Origin of the sequence: Nocardia sp. NPDC058518 (assembly GCF_042719655.1) — a bacterium.
GTDB lineage: Bacteria > Actinomycetota > Actinomycetes > Mycobacteriales > Mycobacteriaceae > Nocardia.
In genome coordinates this window covers 98,730-116,261 of the sequence record NZ_JBHXNJ010000005.1, presented here as the reverse complement: position 1 = coordinate 116,261, position 17,532 = coordinate 98,730, and the positions used below count along the sequence as shown (strand labels likewise).

Annotated in this window: 15 protein-coding genes; 6 read left to right on the top strand and 9 right to left on the bottom strand. The window is 66.5% G+C overall.

Annotated features, from left to right (window positions below):
- Positions 1–73: 73 nt before the first annotated feature.
- The 4 genes from ACFWPX_RS11415 to ACFWPX_RS11400 form a co-directional block, all read right to left on the bottom strand.
- Entirely contained in the window at positions 74–340 is a 267-nt protein-coding gene (locus tag ACFWPX_RS11415; RefSeq protein WP_378927311.1) for a DUF2283 domain-containing protein, read from the bottom strand.
- On the bottom strand, positions 330–3,002 hold the full coding sequence (locus ACFWPX_RS11410; RefSeq protein ID WP_378927309.1) for a hypothetical protein: 2,673 nt from the start codon (positions 3,000–3,002) through the stop codon (positions 330–332). The genes ACFWPX_RS11415 and ACFWPX_RS11410 overlap by 11 nt, the downstream gene beginning before the upstream one ends.
- Positions 3,003–3,006: 4 nt before the next feature.
- Positions 3,007–3,321, bottom strand: a complete 315-nt coding sequence (locus ACFWPX_RS11405) for a WXG100 family type VII secretion target (RefSeq protein ID WP_378927308.1) — start codon at positions 3,319–3,321, stop codon at positions 3,007–3,009.
- A 144-nt stretch (positions 3,322–3,465) separates the two neighbouring features.
- The gene (locus ACFWPX_RS11400) at positions 3,466–4,272 is read right to left on the bottom strand and encodes a DUF6585 family protein (protein ID WP_378927307.1); all 807 of its coding nucleotides are present in this window, start codon (positions 4,270–4,272) and stop codon (positions 3,466–3,468) included.
- A gap of 320 nt (positions 4,273–4,592) precedes the next feature.
- On the opposite strand from ACFWPX_RS11400, the gene ACFWPX_RS11395 reads away from it, so the two are divergent.
- A complete protein-coding gene (locus ACFWPX_RS11395) occupies positions 4,593–6,392 on the top strand; it encodes a lipase family protein (RefSeq protein ID WP_378927306.1) in 1,800 nt (599 codons plus the stop codon).
- 105 nt (positions 6,393–6,497) lie between these two features.
- Here ACFWPX_RS11395 and gndA read toward each other — a convergent pair whose 3' ends face one another.
- Together gndA and ACFWPX_RS11385 are read right to left on the bottom strand one after the other, a co-directional pair.
- Positions 6,498–7,943, bottom strand: a complete 1,446-nt coding sequence (gene gndA / locus ACFWPX_RS11390) for an NADP-dependent phosphogluconate dehydrogenase (RefSeq protein WP_378927304.1) — start codon at positions 7,941–7,943, stop codon at positions 6,498–6,500.
- 93 nt (positions 7,944–8,036) lie between these two features.
- Positions 8,037–8,492 (bottom strand): MarR family winged helix-turn-helix transcriptional regulator, encoded by a 456-nt coding sequence (locus ACFWPX_RS11385; protein WP_378927303.1) that lies wholly within the window; start codon positions 8,490–8,492, stop codon positions 8,037–8,039.
- 158 nt (positions 8,493–8,650) lie between these two features.
- Between ACFWPX_RS11385 and ACFWPX_RS11380 the strand changes: the two genes are divergently transcribed.
- The gene (locus ACFWPX_RS11380; protein WP_378927550.1) at positions 8,651–9,820 is read left to right on the top strand and encodes a multidrug effflux MFS transporter; all 1,170 of its coding nucleotides are present in this window, start codon (positions 8,651–8,653) and stop codon (positions 9,818–9,820) included.
- A 20-nt stretch (positions 9,821–9,840) separates the two neighbouring features.
- On the opposite strand, the gene ACFWPX_RS11375 is transcribed toward ACFWPX_RS11380, so the two are convergent.
- Entirely contained in the window at positions 9,841–12,156 is a 2,316-nt protein-coding gene (locus ACFWPX_RS11375) for an ATP-binding protein (protein ID WP_378927302.1), read from the bottom strand.
- A 266-nt stretch (positions 12,157–12,422) separates the two neighbouring features.
- Between ACFWPX_RS11375 and ACFWPX_RS11370 the strand changes: the two genes are divergently transcribed.
- From ACFWPX_RS11370 to ACFWPX_RS11360, 3 genes are all read left to right on the top strand, one after another.
- Positions 12,423–12,806, top strand: a complete 384-nt coding sequence (locus tag ACFWPX_RS11370) for a Zn-ribbon domain-containing OB-fold protein (protein ID WP_378927301.1) — start codon at positions 12,423–12,425, stop codon at positions 12,804–12,806.
- A 117-nt stretch (positions 12,807–12,923) separates the two neighbouring features.
- Positions 12,924–13,154 carry a type II toxin-antitoxin system Phd/YefM family antitoxin gene (locus tag ACFWPX_RS11365; RefSeq protein WP_378912722.1) on the top strand — a complete coding sequence of 77 codons (231 nt, stop codon included), beginning with the start codon at positions 12,924–12,926 and terminating at the stop codon, positions 13,152–13,154.
- Entirely contained in the window at positions 13,151–13,573 is a 423-nt protein-coding gene (locus ACFWPX_RS11360) for a type II toxin-antitoxin system VapC family toxin (RefSeq protein ID WP_378912723.1), read from the top strand. Before ACFWPX_RS11365 ends, ACFWPX_RS11360 begins: the two co-directional genes overlap by 4 nt.
- A gap of 3 nt (positions 13,574–13,576) precedes the next feature.
- On the opposite strand, the gene ACFWPX_RS11355 is transcribed toward ACFWPX_RS11360, so the two are convergent.
- Entirely contained in the window at positions 13,577–14,557 is a 981-nt protein-coding gene (locus ACFWPX_RS11355) for a DUF6236 family protein (protein ID WP_378927299.1), read from the bottom strand.
- A 621-nt stretch (positions 14,558–15,178) separates the two neighbouring features.
- Positions 15,179–16,405 carry a helix-turn-helix domain-containing protein gene (locus ACFWPX_RS11350; protein WP_378927298.1) on the bottom strand — a complete coding sequence of 409 codons (1,227 nt, stop codon included), beginning with the start codon at positions 16,403–16,405 and terminating at the stop codon, positions 15,179–15,181.
- A 619-nt stretch (positions 16,406–17,024) separates the two neighbouring features.
- Here ACFWPX_RS11350 and ACFWPX_RS11345 point away from each other — a divergent pair.
- On the top strand, positions 17,025–17,351 hold the full coding sequence (locus ACFWPX_RS11345) for a hypothetical protein (protein ID WP_378927297.1): 327 nt from the start codon (positions 17,025–17,027) through the stop codon (positions 17,349–17,351).
- The last annotated feature ends 181 nt before the right edge of the window (positions 17,352–17,532 follow it).

The following is a 17,532-nucleotide window of genomic DNA, read 5'->3' as shown; positions in this document are numbered from 1 at the left end:
GGGACAAGCATGGCGCATGGAGGCCACGGCCGGGTGAACGGGTTGCAGATCGATGACGACCGGACCCCATCCTCTACTCGGAGCGGTTACCCGAGGTGATGTCAAGGGCAGCTTCCTTCATCGCTGGAGTCAGCTGCTTCGCGGCGTCGAGCAACTCCACGCCGAGCAGCGCACCGTCGGCATCGAAGACGAGAACGGCCTCGAGGCCGCCCTCGGAGTCGTGCGCCGACTCACTCCGTGCCACGCATCGCGGGCCCGATTGGTCGGACCGAATCGCGAGATACGCGGCGTCCGCCTGCCTATCCGAAGTCAGCTTCTCGATATAGGCGTTATCCAGCATCTCGGTCAGCTCCCACTGTTGGAACAAGGCATTCAGGGTCGGGTTCGGGCTCCGGTTCCGGTTCGGGCTCCGGCTCAGGTTCGGGCTCCGGCTCCGGCTCGGGCTCGGGCTCTGGCTCCGGTACGGGCTCAGGCTCCGGCTCGGGCTCGGGCTCGGGCTCAGGCTCCGGCTCGGGCTCCGGCTCCGGCTCCGGCTCCGGCTCCGGCTCCGGCTCAGGCTCCCATACAGAATCATCGGGAGGAGCAGCTGCCTCGTACTCCTCGATCGGCGGGACGCTGAAGTATCGCGGCGTATACGGGATCTTCGACGTCGTATCGGGAAACTCGTCCAGCTGCTCTTGTCGTGCGGGTACTTGCTCGCCCTCGGGGGTTTGCTCTCTGTCAGGTGTCGGCTGCGGCTCAGGTGCCGGTAGGGGATCGAGCGTCGGGTTCGGTGAGGTCTCGGTGGTAGATCGAAGTCCGTCGAGTTCGGCCCGTAGCTCCCGGCGCTGGCTCATGAACTCGTTGATCTGTGCCTGCAATTCCCGGCGCTGCGCCATCAATTCGTTCGGCCGCAACCCCGCTCCTTCGAGCGCCGCGGTCCGATCCGCGAACTCGTCCACACGCTGCGAGAACGCGTCGTCCGCGGCAGTTCGCATCTGCTCCGGCGTCATACCGTCCGGATCGATGCCCAATCCGCGCAGCTTGTCCCGCACAGAATCGAGCGCCGCGTCGGGGTTCTTCGCCTGCTCGCCTTCCGGCTTAGGCGCAACCTCCGGCTGCGACTGTTCCTCTCGCGGAGCACTGGTTTCTGGGTTGGCCTGGGGTGTGGCTTCCTTTCCCGCGGGACCGGCCTCGACGCCCGGTAGCGACTCGAACAGGTTGGTGTGGCGTTCGGCGGCACCGGCGCGCGGCTCCGAACCGGCCGCGGCGGGTTCGGGGGTACCCGCCCGCGGCGTGGTCGCTTCGTGGCCCCTCGGCGAGGTCGGCTGCGGACGGTTTTCCGCACCTGCCGTCGGCTTGGCTTGGCTGCCGTCACCCACCGCGGTTGGCTTGGCTTGGCTGCCGTCACCCACCGCGGGAGGCGGGGTGGACCGTGTGGGGTTCGACTCCGGACGAACGCTGTTGACAGCTTCTCCACTGGGATTAACACCGTTGTTCCCCTCCTGCACAACGGTTTCCGAACCAACAGCGGCACGGCTGCCAGCCGCATTCCTTTCGGCCGCACCGTTCGAGCCCTCACCGCCGACGGCACCGTCACCAGTGTTGCGAGTGCCCTGTGGCGATTCGGACACCGATGGGGTTCCGTTCTCGTGCACAGGATTCGACGACGATCCGTCGCCTCCGTGTGTCGCTGGCGCCCCCTTCGGCGAAGCACCGGACTCGTTCCCATTGTTCTGCCCGGACGAGCCCTCTCGCGCGCCCGCGCTTTCGGGGCCACCAGGAATTCCGGAACGAGTTTCGCCGCCGGCGGTGCTGGTTCCCTCACTCGAATTCGACAGTTGCCCAGTCTGATTCCCGGCACCGCTGCTAGCAGCAGCCCCAGCCCGCGACCCGGAACCGTTCTCGCCAAACGCATTCCCGGTACCACTGTTTCCAGGCTGGTTGCCGCCGGTCGACCGATTCTCCCCGGAAGTACTGTTAGCCGGATCCCCGGCGCGATGGCCGCTCTCGGCGCGCGCCGGCGCACTGCTGCCGTCCGGTCCACCGAAGCGTGCGGGGTCGGCCGCATTGAATCCGTTCGCACCGGGCCGACCGCCGGTCGGCGAATGACGGAAACCCTTACTGCCACCGGTCAACACACCGTAGGCCGCGCCGCTGGTGAGCAGTCGCGGATCCCACGTCCACCCATTGGCGATACCGCCGACGCCCCAAGCCCCCAACGCGCCAACCATGCCCGATCCGGCGCCGACAGCCGCGCCCTTCAGCCCATTGACGCCTTTGGCGGTCCATTTCCCGTCGGGCACAGGCAATTTCCCGGCCGCCTTGCCGAACAGCGCGCCTGCGGGACCACCGACCGCGCCCGCAGCCGCGGCGGTGTAGGCGGTGGTGCCCACCCGTTCCCAGTCGATCCCGTCCCGATGCCCCTTGCCGACCTGGTACGCCTGAATCGCGAGGTCCTGCCCGGCCCCGAGCACGGTGCTGATGGCGACATGCTTCACCGTGAATTTGGCGACCGCGGCAATACCGGTCTTCGCGGCGAATCGCGCGATGGCGGCGATCGCCCGGTTCGCCAGCAGCCGCACCGCCACGCGGGTGATGGCGATCGCTGCCGCTTGCACCGCGGGCGCGGTCGGCGGAAACAGCCATGCCAGCGCGATTTCGGCGGCGAGCATTCCCAGTGAGCTGATGACCAGGATCTTGGTGTACTCGATCTCGGTGGCCAGGGCATCCGCGGATTCGGCCACGTAGTCCAGAACCTTGGCCAGTTCCTCGAGCGACTCCGGGCCCCTGTCCAGCTTGTCCAATGCCGTGGTCATGGCCACGACGCCGTCGCCCCACGGGTACGCGTCGATGGTCGCCGTCTTGGCAGCGGCCAAATCCGGTAGCAGTTCCCGGATTTCGGCGGCGGCAGTGCGCCAGTCCTCGGCGATTGCCCACATCTGGTCTTCGTCGCCGTCGGGCCAATCCGACCCGGCGATCCAGCCGAGCCATTCCAGCTCACTGGGAATAGTGATGGACATGCGTTTACTTGAACGAGTCCGTCGACCGCTGTTCGGTGCGGGCCAGTAATTCCGCGGCCTTGTACTGCCCATCGGAGTAGGAGTCGAAGGTCTTGGCGGTATTGCCGATCCCCGTCGTGAGGTTCTCACGTGCCGCGATATAACCCTGATCGCCGTCCGCGAAGGTGCTGCCGTAACCGTCGCCGCCCCAGGGCGCACCCTTGGCGTCCAGGGAGGCCTCCAAGTTGGTGAGGATGGTGTTCATCCGATCGCGCAGATCACCCATTTTGCCTGCCGCACCACGCACTTGCTCCGGGGTTACCCCGACTTTCGATGCCACGCCTGGCCCCTTTCACCGATGAACCGATCTCAGACGATGGCATCGGCGCACGGGGCGGGAAAGATTCATTATCGAGTATTGACGCTTCCTTGATATATATTGCGGGACAACCGATCTCGTCTTGACGCAACGTTGATGCTCGCCCTACGACGGCGGCGGGCCGTACTCCGCTCGCATCCGCTCCGCCAGCTTCAGGAATACGGTGAAGTTCGGAATCAGGCTCACCGGAAGCGATTCCAGCGGTGCGGACTGTCCGGACACATGGATGCTCACCCACCCCTTGCTCACCTCGACATCTGTCACGTGCAACCACGCTGCCGATCGCTTCCCGGCACCGATCCGCGTGGACGTCATCCAGAAGTGTTCGAAGTCGAGCCGTCCACCCGCGTCGAGCACCGCTATCGACCGAGGCAATTGCGCGGCCGTCACGGCCTTGTCGATCGCCGGACCCCATTTCTCCGGATGGGCGATCGCGTGTCGCACCACGATCGGATCGCCCACGGAGTCGGTGAGCGTGTAGGAGTGCGAAACCTGTTCCGGTGCTGGATTTCTCACGAGCTGGACGACATTGCGCTTCAGTGCGGTGGTGTCGTAGCGAATGGTCCGTGGAGCCTCCCGCACGATCACGATGAGCCCGTGCTCGTACAGATCCAGTCGCGCTTTGCGGTTGCGGCTGTTGACATAACCCAACCGCAGCAGATCGAACACCAACCGACCACCGAGCATCCCCACGATCGTGAGACCGAGAATGCCTAGGATTTCGGCTCCGGTCACGAACCCGGTCACCGTCACCACCGTGAAGAGGACAACACCTACCGCCTCGATAACGGGTCGGCGCGTGCTCGGTTCCGCCGCGGTATAGGTCGCGAGGTGCCGCCCTAGATCCGCCTGCGCGGCGGCTCTGGCGACGGAATTCCGAAGCTCGAGATCAGGTTCGGGGACCACTGTCACGCCTGCTCACCGTCCACTGCGCCCATACTCGCCGATCATGCCGCAGCATCCCGGCACACGCCCGATCCGACGATCCTCCTTGACGGAACCTTCACGCTCGAACCGACCGGTGAAATCCGCGGACGGCCTTATGGCTCGGCGACGACGGTCTGACCGACCCAGACGATATTCTTCGATCTCTTCGATGCGCTTGTCCTTCTGGTCGCGGCGGACGATCAGGGGTCCTGGCTGAACCCGCGACGAAAGAGGCTGAGTTGAGCGACGATTCGTTGGACGAAGACGCAATGGCGGGGGCATCCGGGACCGAAGCTGGCTCGTCAGTGCGTAGCCGAGTGTTGGGGGCGGTAGGCGCGCTGTCGATACCGCTTCGCGCCGCGATCGGGATCGCGGCCGTAGGGGTGGGCGCGCTGCTGTTCTTCGCTCCCCTGCGGGTGCAGACCGTAGCCCTCGTCACCGGTGTCGGCTTCGCCCTCGTGGGGATCGCGGCGGCCCTGATCCCGCAGACTCGGGGCGGCGTTCCACTGCACGCGCGGGTGCTCGGTGGCGTGCTCGTCGTGCTGGGTGTCGCGATGGCGCTCTGGCCGAGTGCCGGGGCGCCGGGGCTCGCGTTCCTCATCGGGGCGGCGCTCATCGTCCACGGGCTGCTCGCCGCGTGGCAGGCTGTGCGCGGTGACGGCCGGGGCAATGCGGGCCGGGTGGGCAGCGTCGATCGGCGTATCACCGCGGGGCTCACCGCGGTCGCGAGTATCACCGTCGGCGTTGTCGCGTTCTCCTGGCCTGTCCTCACGATCGTGTTGTTCCGGTTCGGGGTCGCGGCGTGGTTCGTTTTCCTCGGGTTGCAACTGCTGTTCACCGCACTGCTCGAGCTCCGGGGGCACGGCGACGTCAACCGCCGTCGGCACCGAACCACACGCGGCTGGACCCGCACTATCGCCGCCGCTTCGGCGCTCGTGATCGCAGTGCTGCTGGCCTACGGCAGTGTTCGGCTCCTCTCCGGCGTGCCACTGCCCGAACCCGGCACCTTCTATACGGCGCCGGCGAACGCACCCACCGAACCCGGCCGACTGCTGCGGTCCGAGCCGCTCGACCAGGGCGTTCCCGACGGTGCGCGCGGATGGCGAATCCTCTATACGACAACGCATCCCGACGGCGCGGCCGCCGTGTCGAGTGGCACGATCCTCGCCCCGGAGCACCCGTCGGACAATCTGTACCCGCTGCTGACCGTCGCCCACGGCACCACCGGGATCGCGCCGAAGTGCGCGCCGTCGCTCGCCGCAGCGCCCTTCGACGACGGCGCCGGGACAGCGCTGCAGGAGATGGTGACCCAGCACGGCTGGGTCGCGGTCACCTCGGACTACATCGGGCTCGGGACACAGGGCACCCACCCGTACCTGGTCGGGGAGGCCGAGGCGCGCAACGTCCTCGACGCCTCGCGCGCGGCGCGGGAGTTCGACGAGATCTCGACGACCACCGACACCGTGGTGTGGGGCCATTCGCAGGGCGGCCAGGCGGCGCTGTGGACCGGGCAGATCGCGCGCGGTTACGCCCCCGAGCTCGACGTGAAAGGCGTTGCCGCCTTCGCCCCCGCCGCCGACCTCTTCGGCCTCGCGGAGTCCGACAAGACCGAGGTCGGCGGCAAGACCATCTCGGCCTATATCGCGACCACCTGGAATCGCCTCTACCCCGAACTCCGGCTCGACGAGCACCTGACCCCGGGTTCGGAGCGCGGGGTCGAGAAGATCCGAGACCTGTGCTTCAACGGCAAAGACGCCCTGCCCGCACTCCTGCGCGGCTCACAGATACCGAATCAGGTCTTCCCGGATCGCCTGCTCGACGGCGAATTCGGCGCGAAGCTGAAGCGCCAGACCCCCGTCGGCCCCTTCCCCGCCCCGGTACTGGTCGCGCAGGGACTCGCCGACCCACTCGTCAAGCCTGCGCTGCAACAGAATTGGATCGATGCGCGCTGCACAGCGGGCGAGCCGATCGACTACCGCACCTTCCCCGGCCTCAGCCACATGAGCCTCGTAGCGGCCGACTCACCACTCACCCCGCAGCTCGTCCAGTGGACGCTCGACCGCCGCAGCGGCACCGCCCCGACCCCGACCTGCAACGCCGGGTGATTCGCACGCGCGAGCATTCCGAAAACGACGAATGGCCCAGCTCGAAAGCCGGGCCATTCGTTCACGGACTCGCCGGTGATCCTGTCCGGCGCACCCGCTTTCGGCTCAGCTCTCGGCAACCTCGCTGCGGTCGCCGCTCCACAGGGTGTGGAATTTGCCCTCGGCGTCGATGCGCTCGTAGGTGTGCGCGCCGAAGAAATCGCGCTGGCCCTGGGTGAGGGCGGCCGGGAGGCGCTCGGCGCGCAGCGCGTCGTAGTAGGACAGTGAGGACGCGAACGCCGGGACCGGGATACCGAGCAGGGTGGCGGTGGACACCACACGCCGCCAGCTGTCGATGGCCGTCTCGATGGCCTCGCGGAAGTACGGCGCGAGGATCAGGCTCGGCAGGGCGGGGTCCTGTTCGTAGGCTTCTTTGATCCGGTTGAGGAAGCGGGCCCGGATGATGCAGCCGCCTCGCCAGATCGTCGCCAGATCGCCGGGGCGCAGATCCCAGCCGTATTCGGCGCTGCCCGCGGCGATCTGGTCGAAACCCTGCGCGTAGGCGACAACCTTGGAGGCGTACAGCGCCTGCCGGATGTCCTCGGTGAACTGCTCGACATCGGTGGGCTTGTCCGCGAGTGTGCCCGATGCGAGACCCACCGCGGCTTTGCGCTGGGCTCGGGAGCCCGACAGCGCCCTGGCGAAGACGGCCTCCGCGATGCCGGTGACCGGAACACCGAGATCGAGCGCGGACTTGACCGTCCAGCGGCCGGTGCCCTTCTGCTCGGCAGCGTCGACGATGACGTCGACCAGCGGCTTGCCGGTCTTCGCGTCGACCTGGGCGAGCACCTCGGCGGTGATCTCGACCAGGTAGCTCTCCAGGTCCCCGGAGTTCCACCGGGTGAACACCTCCGCGATCTGGCCCGCATCGAAACCGAGCGCGTCGCGGAACAGGTGGTAGGCCTCGCCGATCAGTTGCATGTCGGCGTACTCGATGCCGTTGTGCACCATCTTGACGAAGTGCCCGGAACCGTCGGGGCCGATGTGGGTGCAGCACGGGGTGCCGTCGACCTGCGCCGCGATCGACTCCAGCAGCGGGCCGAGCGACTCGTAGGACTCCTTCGGCCCGCCCGGCATGATCGCGGGACCGTTGAGCGCGCCCTCCTCGCCACCCGAGATTCCGGCGCCGACGAAGTTCAGCCCGCGTTCGCTCAGGGCGGCCTCGCGGCGGATCGTGTCGGTGTAGAGGGCGTTGCCGCCGTCGATGATGATGTCGCCCGGCTCCATCGCGGCGGCCAGTTCCTCGATCACGGCGTCGGTCGCGTCGCCCGCCTTGACCATGATCAGCACCCGCCGCGGCTTCTCCAGCGCCGCGACGAACTCCTCGACGGTCTCGGTGCGGACGAAATCGCCGTCGCCGCCGTGCTCGGCGAGCAGCGCGTCGGTCTTGGCAACGGAACGGTTGTGCAGTGCGACGGTGTAGCCGTGCTTGGCGAAATTGCGGGCGATATTGCTACCCATCACAGCCAGGCCGGTGACACCGATTTGTGCGCGCGCGGTGGGGGTCGGCATTGATCAGCTCTCTTCGTTGGGCGGTCGAGTGGGTGTGCGGAAACAGCTTCCGCGGCAGCGTGCCTCCGAGCGGCGCGCCCCTGGTAAGCCAAGCTACTTGGTGCCCGGACCGGACATCGCGCCGAGACGCGCGAGGAGCGCGGCGGCTTCGGTGAGTTTCGCGGCTTCCTCAGGAGTCATCTCGTCCAGGAGCCGCCGGATTCCGCTGGTCCACATGTCGTCGATCAGCCGATTGTTGTGCTCGGCCAACTCCGTTTCGTGCAGCCGGTACGAGCGACCGTCCTCGGGGTCGGCCCGCTTGTCGAGCAGTCCGCGGTCCACCAGATGGCGGACGGTGGTGCTCACATTGCTGCTCTGCAAACCCAGAAACCGGGCGACCTCGGAGACCGTGCTTCCCGGCCGCTCCGCCACGGTACGGAGCACTTCGATCTCCGAGTGGGGAAGCCTGGACAGTCCCGCCTCGCGCTCACCGAAGCGACGCAGCGCCCACACCAGCGACCGCGCCGTCTGGGCGAGGTGTGCGACGTCATCGACCGGGGGCTTGGACACGGCAGCAGTCTACCGTTTAGTCTATTTATAACTTTAGATATACTTTCATAGAAAGAGACGATGTGAGCCCGACCCCGCAGGACACCCTCGCTCCCGTAGCGCAGATCGACGCGCCGGTTGCCCCCGGCGAAGACCGGCCCACCCACTTTCCGGGGAAGTTGATCGCGACGCTGACGCTCCTGGCGGCGGTCGCACCACTGGCCATCGACATGTATCTGCCCGCATTCCCCCAGATGGCAGCGGAATTCGACACCAGCGCGTCAGCGATCCAGCTGACGCTCACCGCGTTCCTGATCGGTCTCGCCCTCGGGCAACTCGTCATCGGACCGCTGTCGGACCGCTACGGTCGGCGTCCACTACTACTCGCGGGCACCCTCGTCACCGCGCTGTTCAGCGCTGCATGCGCGCTCGCCCCCACCATCGAGGTGCTGGCCGGGGCTCGCTTCATCCAGGGATTCGCCGGTGCCGCGGGCATTGTGCTCGGGCGGGCCGTCATCTCCGATCGGGCTCAGGGCGCCGCCGCGGCGAAACTGTTCGGCCTGCTGATCGTCGTCAACGCCATCGCTCCGATCATCGCTCCCCTGCTCGGTGGCGTCATCGTCGCGGGCAGCGGTTGGCGCGCGGTGTTCTGGGCGCTGGCCGCGCTGTCGGTGCTGATGTTCGTGTGCGTGCTGACGATGGTTTCCGAGAGCCACCCGAAAGAGCGGCGCACCACCGGTGGGGTCGCCGCGACCCTGCGCGACGCCCGCACCCTCCTGCGCAACCGTCGATATGTCGGCTACACGCTGGCCTACGCGTTCGCTTTCGGCGTGATGTTCGCCTATATCTCCGCCTCACCGTTCGTCCTGCAGGATCTCCACGGATTGTCGACCACCTGGTATTCGCTCGCTTTCACCGCCAACGCGCTGGGTCTGGTCATCTTCAGCGTCGCCAACGGCGGGCTCGTCGCCCGCTTCGGTGATCGCGCGACGCTGCGGATCGGTCTCGTGGTGCTAGTCGTGTTCTCGGCATCGATGCTGGTCAACAGCCTCGTCGGACCCGCATTGTGGGCAACGCTTGCCCTGCTGTGGTGTGCGATCAGCAGCCTCGGCCTTGTCATCGCCAATGCCACGACATCGGCGCTCGGGCAGGCACGCCGAGCCGCGGGCACCGGTTCGGCCGTCCTCGGAGCGCTCCAGTTCCTGCTGGCCGCGGTGATCTCGCCGCTCGTCGGCATCGGCGGCGAACACACGGCCGTTCCGATGGCGATTGCCATGGTTGTCAGCGCGGTCGTCGCACTGGGCGCGCTCACGCTGACCAGCGAACGGTCCACCGCAGAGGTCGCCTAGCGTTTCGCCGGCGTGGATGGCTACGTTCGATGGTGAGCGACCACCCACGCCGCGACCTGCGCGCGGGTCGCGAAGTGCAATTTGCTCAGGATGTGCTCGACGTGCCCTGCGGCCGTGCGCTGCGAGATAACGAGTTTCTCCGCGATGGCCCGGTTGGTCAGACCCTCCGCGACGAGTTCGGCGATCTGCTTCTCGCGGCGGGTCAGTACGGCCATCGCGGCGGGAACCTCCGCCGCCGCTGACGGATCCTCCTCGAGTGCGTAGGCGAGCGCCGAGTCGATGTCGAGATCGCGGCCCCGGCGCAGCGCCACCTCGAAGGCGCGCTGCCCGAGCGCATTGATGGCGTACTGCTGCGCCTGGGTCTGGTGGCCGAACATCTCGAGAATACCGACCGCCTGGCTGCCCACGGATTCTCCGACCGCCATGGCGGCGCCGACGAGCACCGCGGCCCGCTGCGCCTGGCCCTGCTCGGCCGCGACAAAGGCCAAGGTCGCTAGACAGCTCGCGACGCTCAGCCCGTCCTCGATCATCCGGGACACCCGCAGACTCTCCTTGACCAGCACCGATCCGCGCTCGAGGTCGCCACGCTCGACCGTCGTATAGGCGAGCTGTGCGATCGCATAGGACCGGTAGACCGACTCGCCACGCGTGGTGGTGAGCGCCAGCGCCCGCTCCTGACAGGCCGTGGCGCGGTCCGCTTCCTGCAGCAGACCGCACGCGACGCCGAGGCCGAGCAAGCTCGACACCTGATGCAAGACATCACCGGCTGCCTCGAACCCCAGCACGGACCGCTCGAGCTGTGCCCGCGCACCGGTGAGGTCGCCGGAGAACAACGACAGCAAGCCGTGCGCACCATCGACATACGCGCACAACACCTCGTCGCCGCTGCCCTCGGCCAACGAACGTGCCTGTTCGATTCGCGCGGACCCGGACTCGAGGTCTGTCTGCATCGCGGCCAGCACCGTCTCCGCGCACAGCGCCGCGATGTGCGGCAACGTGGCCCCACCTGGTCTCTCCAACACGCGCCCGAGCCAGTACCGCGCCTCACTGACCCGCTGCCGCGCGACCCAGAACTCGTACTGCGCTACCGCGATCCGTTCGGCCGATTCCGCCTCATCGGGCCCGGCCAGGGAGTACTCCATCGCCTCACGCAGATTGGGCTGTTCCCGGTTCAGCCGATCGATCCATTCCAGCTGTTTCGGCCCGATCCATTCGCCGTAGGCCCGCAGCGCCAGGCGTTCGAACCAGTCCCGGTGGCGGCGCTGCAACGCCATCTCGCCGCCGCCGGCGCGCAACCGTTCCCGGCCGTACTCGCGCAGCGTTTCGAGCATCCGGTACCGGACGCCGCCCGCACCGCAGGTCTCACGGATCAAAACCGACTTGTCCACCAGCGAGCCGACCAGGTCGAGTACATCGCCGGGTTCGAGTCCGTCACCGCAGATCGCCTCCGCGGCATCCAATTCGAAACCGCCGGCGAACACCGTCACTCGCGCCCACAGCTCTCGCTCACGGTCGGTCAGCAGGTCGTAGCTCCAGTCGACGCACTGGCGCAGCGTCTGTTGACGGCTCGGCGCCGCGCGACCGCCACCGGTCAGCAGTCGATATCGGTCGGTGAGCCGTTGCAGGATCTGCTCCGGCGACATCGCCCGCAGCCGGGCCGCCGTCAACTCGATGGGCAGCGGCAGACCCTCGAGTCGCCGGCAGATGCTCGCGACGGTGATCTTGCTGTCCTCGGTCAGTTCGAAGCCGGGGACGGCAGAGCGCGCGCGGTCGACGAACAGCGCGACCGCGTCACAGCGCAACATCGCGCGCAGGCTCGGCGACCACTCCGCCGCTGGCACCGACAGCGGTGGCACCGGAACCACCACCTCCCCGCCGATGCCGATCGGCTCCCGGCTGGTCGCGAGGATGTGCAACCGCGGTGCGGCACGCAGCAGCGATTCGGCCAGCGAGGCGATCGCGTCCACCAGGTGCTCGCAATTGTCGAGAACCAGGAGCAGATGGCGCGTGGCGACGAAGTCGACGAGCAGCTCCTGCGGCGTCTGGGCCGTCCGCCCGGTCAGTTTCAGAGCGGACGCTGCGGCCCCTGCCACCAGATCCGGCTCACGAACCCTGCCGAACTCGACCAGCCAGACCCCGTCGTCGAACGCCCGGCGCACGTCCTCGGCCGCCCGGATCGACAACCGGGTCTTGCCCACTCCACCGATACCGGTCAAGGTCACCAGCCGCGACTCGGACAACAACTGTCTGACCTCGGCGATCTCACGTCCTCGGCCGACGAATTGAGTCAATTCCGCGGGGAGATTTCCCAGCGCGCCCTGACTGGTTGGCGGCATCGAGCATGCCTCACATTCGGTGGCGGAACGGTCTAGAACGCCAGGTTACGCCGTGTTCACCACGACAGAACCCGATCGACCCACGGCACCGCCACCTGCCGAGTGCTGGGTTCAGAAATAAACCGGTTTCCGAAAAACAGGTATATCGACCGTCCCCGCGAGGCCCTGGTCGGAGGACGCTGAAGCGAAGCCCATTTCCCGGAGGTCCGATGTACCCACCCGATCCAGCCGACAGCGGCAGAACCAGCGAAGACACCACGCGGCACGTGGAAGACATATTGATGATCCGCCGGTGCACCTGCTGCTACACGCTGTTCGCGGCGGTGACTGTCGGCTGCTCGTCCTGCGCATCCGGCAGCCTCGAGTGGCTGCCGTCGTCGGGCGCCGGTTCGATCGTGTCCTGGCGGGTACTGGATCGCGCCGCGACCGGAATGCGCGGCGCGCAGCCGCTGACGATCGCCATCGTCGAACTGGACGAGGGACCGTGGGTCTACACCTCCATCGAAGGCGAGCTCCCGCCCCGGAACTGCCCGGTGCGCGTCCAATTCCAGCCGTGTCCCAGAGACGACGGGTTCCCGGTATTCGCGGTGAGTGCCGGTCACCGAACGTCGGGCGACCAACACAGGTCCGCCAACCGTATCGACGCCTGACCAGGCTTGCTCCGGGCAACGTGTCGGCCACCTTCACCCCTTGGAACTATTTGCGGCGGCCACAAGCCGAGGTATCGTAGGTACGTACCTACATTAGGAGTCGCTGCAATGTCTTCGATGAGTGCTCGAGAGTTCAACCAGGATGTCAGCGCTGCGAAACGGGCTGCGACTGAGGGGCCGGTGGTGATCACGGATCGGGGTGAGGACGCTTTTGTGCTCTTGTCTATTGACGACTATCGACGACTGAAGGCCGACAGTCAGGATCTTGTTTCCCGGCTGAGCATGGATGACGAAATCGAGTTCGAACCGGCGCCACTGCAAGTGGAGCTGAGGGTCGCGGACCTGTGACTTTTCTCCTCGATACCAACGTCATCAGCGAGTTGCGCAAATCGTCACAGTCCGTGGACCCAGCGGTGCGCTCATGGGCGGCGCAACGGCGACCATCCGATCTGTTTCTGAGCGTTGTCACGATCATGGAGGTCGAAGTCGGCATCTGCCGGATTGAACGCCGCGACTCCGCCCAAGGCAGTCGGCTGCGCAGGTGGCTCGAAGACGATGTGCTCGACGTATTCGCGAACCGAATCCTGCCACTCGACCTGGCCGTAGGTCGACGCGCCGCACGGTTGCACGTGCCGGATCCTCGCCCCGAGCGCGATGCGATGATCGCGGCAACGGCGAACGAGCACGGTATGACGGTGGTGACTCGTAATGTCAAAGACTTCGAGCCGATGGACGTGCCTGTCATCAACCCCTGGGATCACACCTGACGGTCACCGGCGGTGGAGAAAATTGCGTGCGCGGGAAACCACATCCTTTGGTGAGAGGTCGCGTTTGAGGCCGACCAGATAGGAGACCGGCGATTCGTCACGCGCATCGCGAGACTTCTGCCGGGCGTCGGCGGTGGCGCCGATCAAGCATGCCGCCGCCGCACTCCCTGCTGAAACGACAGGAGGAAGGCCGATCTGATTCACCGCGGCAGCGACCAGAGCGGACGGAGTCAACGCCTTCATACCGAGCACTGAACGCACCGGTTGGAATCCGACGGTTCGCAGATCCGATTCGAGTTCCGCGACCCGCGGCTCGATCTCGCTGCGAACCAGCATGTGCAGGTGCTCTTGCAGGACGGTCGGTTCGTTGACCGTGGCAAGGTCGGCAAACGTGTCGGTGAGGGTGTCCAGGTACTTGCGGTAGGCAAGCTGCCTGGGCAGCAACCGCTCTCTGACCATCAGGATTTGCTCGAGCGGGATGCTGGCGAGGTCTTTCGGGATGACGGCCGTCACGGCGAGAAGTGTGAAAAGCCTGCCGACCTCGTCGGCGGTTGTTCCCGGGGATGAGTCACCGATACCGTCCAGGAGATACGCGGCCATCGTAGCGACCGACCAGTCGTTCAGTGCGGGAAGTAGGTGCCGCTCGTCGGTGATCGTGGCCATCCGATTCTGTTGTGCCAACCGCTCGGCCAACGAACACATGTACACCGCCGCAAGCTTGGGATGCATCCCCAACCAGCGGTGGTGCCTCACCGCCAATTCAGCATCGACCAACGCCTCGGTGAGCGTCCAGACCATCTTGTGTTCGTGAATCCACTCGAGACCATCAAGACCCTGGCCCGCGGAACGACTGTTGGCCAGGTAGCCATAGCGCGGCATCTCACCCAGGATGCCTGCGATGCCGTACTTCGACCGCAATTCATCGGCGCGCGCACCGACAATGTCAGCAAAGGCATCGGCCACTTCTTCCTCGACGTTCGCCACCGCGATGTCCAGGAGTGTGCCTGGATATGCCTCAAGCGTCGAATGGACTGCGCCAGGCAGGCAACCCCGCCACGGCCCTACCGATTCCGGGTCGTTGCCCCATCCGCCGTATCCGTGATCGCCGTCTCGAGGCACCATGCGCGCAATCCGCGGCCAGTGCAAGAGCGCCGACTTCAGCCAAGTCTCGTCTCGAATCCAAAGGTGCGGGTAGTACAAGGCAACGTCCGACACGACCGAATTCCCTTTCAACGCCACATGTTCCAAGCAGGGTGATCTGAACTGGACCGGCCCATCGTACGTGCCGAAGCAATGACATGACCGTCCGATGCGGTCGCTGGCCGGAACGGGCATTCGTAGCGCATGACGCAGGCCGTTTACGGGCATCACCGACGACCGTCTGTCCGCTGTCGGCGGCGCTCTCGAAAGTGGAGCTAAGGGGACTCGAACCCATGACCCCACACTGCCAGTGTCGCAAGGGATTTCCAGCGGGCGGGGCTCCGTCCATCTGGCCCAGGTCAGGGGCGGTACGCAGTTCGATGCGTACCGCCCCTTCCACTGTGTTTCTGCCTGTCTTGGCACACTGGGGCACAGCGGAACACCACGCTCACCTGCGCGGCAAGGTCATGCCGTGACGCCCAATCGACCGGCCAACGCACGCGATTCCCGTTCGGTGATCCGACCCCCATGCGTGACCAACTCGCCCGCCAGGGACCGCGCCAGCGGATGGCAGCGCATGGACTCTTCGCTCACGGCTGTGCCGGTGCGCAGCGCGCCCAGCGTCCCCAACCAATCGCGTTGTTGGGCGTAGGCACGCGCCAGTTCCAGCCACAGCCGTGCCCGCCGGTCGATCGACGGCACGGAATCGGGGTCGACCAGACTCGCCGCGTCCAATGCACCGCCCGACTTTCGCAGCTCCACCTGAACGGACACGGCCGATATCTCGGTGTTGGCCACGCCGAACAGCGTCCACGGGTGCGCGCTGCCGGTCGGCATCGCCTTCGCCATACCCATAGCCTGATCAATGCCGCGCAGTGCAACGCCTTCGCGGCCGATGCGGGCGGCGGTGATCGCGCCGTGAAGCTGGCAGGCACCCCAGAGCGCACGCGCGTCGGCGTCGTCATCGAGCTGAGGTTCGAGCAGGGCGACCGCATCGGCCGCCAGGCGATACGCATCATCTTCGCGGCCCGTGCTGCGCCAAACGTTGCCGAGTACCCACGATGCGGACGCCAGAGTGACCGGGTCGTCGGCAATCTCGGCTGCGGACATGCACCGGTCTGCGGCAAGCCAGAGCAGCGGGGCGTCAGCGACCCACGCAAGCACCTGTTCTGATAGTGCGTACGCGCCCGACAGGGCAGCGGCGGCGGCCCGGCGTTCCTGCCCGTCCAGGGTGCGCAGCGCCCGGCGGCCATCTCGGATGAGTTCGGGCAGCATCGCACCGGCGTCTGCCCGGGGCGTATCGGAGGTGTGCCACAGCCTCCACGCGCGTTCGACGCGGGCGGCCAGTTCGGCGGTATCGACCGGCGATGGGACCGGTGTCAGGTCCACGCCCTCGATGGCCTCACGGATCGCCGGAACAACGGGATGCCCTGCGCGCCGGGAGATGCCCACCAGCAACTCATGCTCCCCGGTGATCTCGGTCAGGTCCCGCACGCCCAGTGCCTGACCGATGCGCAGCAGCATCTCCAGGCCGGGTGGGTGCTGGAGTCGGCCTTTCTCGACATCACGTAACCAGTCCTCGGACCGGCCGACCAGACCGGCGACAACGGCACGTGTCCGGCCAGTACGCGTGCGGATTGCTTGGATGCGTTCGCCGATCGCCTTCGCGGCGAGTTCGTCAGGGGTCGACATAGCGGCCTGCCTTCTTCGCGGGTTGACCACTCGCAGAGACCCCTGATAGGTCGACGGGGGGTGCGGATCTCCGCGAGGAGGTTCCTCCCAGGATAAGGCCCGGTAGGCGTGCCACACCACAATCTGAGGTAGGGGGAATCCCCCTACCTCGCACGGTGGTTCGCGACCACCGGACCCCGGTACGTGACAGGCGCACAGTTCACACAGCCCCACCGCCGGGGTATGCCGGGCAACGCTGCTCGGCACATCGGGCGTAGCGAGCAGCGTCGACGATGGCGAAAGCTCTGCGGCGGTGGGCGCATCGACAATGACCCACAGGGGACCCGTGACACTGCCCCAGCGCACGCCGCACACGAAACCACCGCACCCGGTAGAAATCGCGCCACCCGAAGTGATCCGGCGGCTACTCGCCGCGCTCGATCGGTGGGAACCGAACCAGCGGACAGATATCACCTTTCGACTCGATCGATCCCCGCGCACTCTTTCCCATCGCAGGGAATCAACTGTGGCTACGGCACGCGGGCACAGCAAGGCGAAGCCACATCAAAATGCTGACCCACGGGTTGCATCCGGTTGAGCATCCCCACTCGTTTTCGACGAACTCCTGTTCGCCTTCGCGGTGGCCGACGCCCCCTCGACCGAGGAGCAGTATCGCGAGGCCGAGGTAGAGATGCCAGGCGAGATACCGTTGGGCAGCGACGAAGACTTTATCGACGACGAAGAAGAAGATTCCCCATGGGATGATTGGGAATCGTTGATGGGCAGCATCATTCTCGGCCGCTCACCTGTCTGCGACGCATTGTCAGCCATACTGCCGTTCGACAAGGTGGATCCCCACATCGGCCAACCGGATATCAGCGATGTGGACATACCCCACCCTTTCGAATGGTTTCACAACGCGATTGACGGCTGGGGAACCCGCCGCGACACCGAAGGCGAAGCCTGAGTTACGACGGTCGATTGCAGCTGTGTCAGCTTCACAGCGGATGCGCGGCTGCGTCGCGACAGCCTCCGGATCGCAGACCCACCGGCCGAGTAGCAACAGCTACAACTCGATAGCCGGTGGACCCGCGATCGGGGCCCAATCAAGGCCACTGCCGTCATTAGCGGGATATCATACCGCCCGG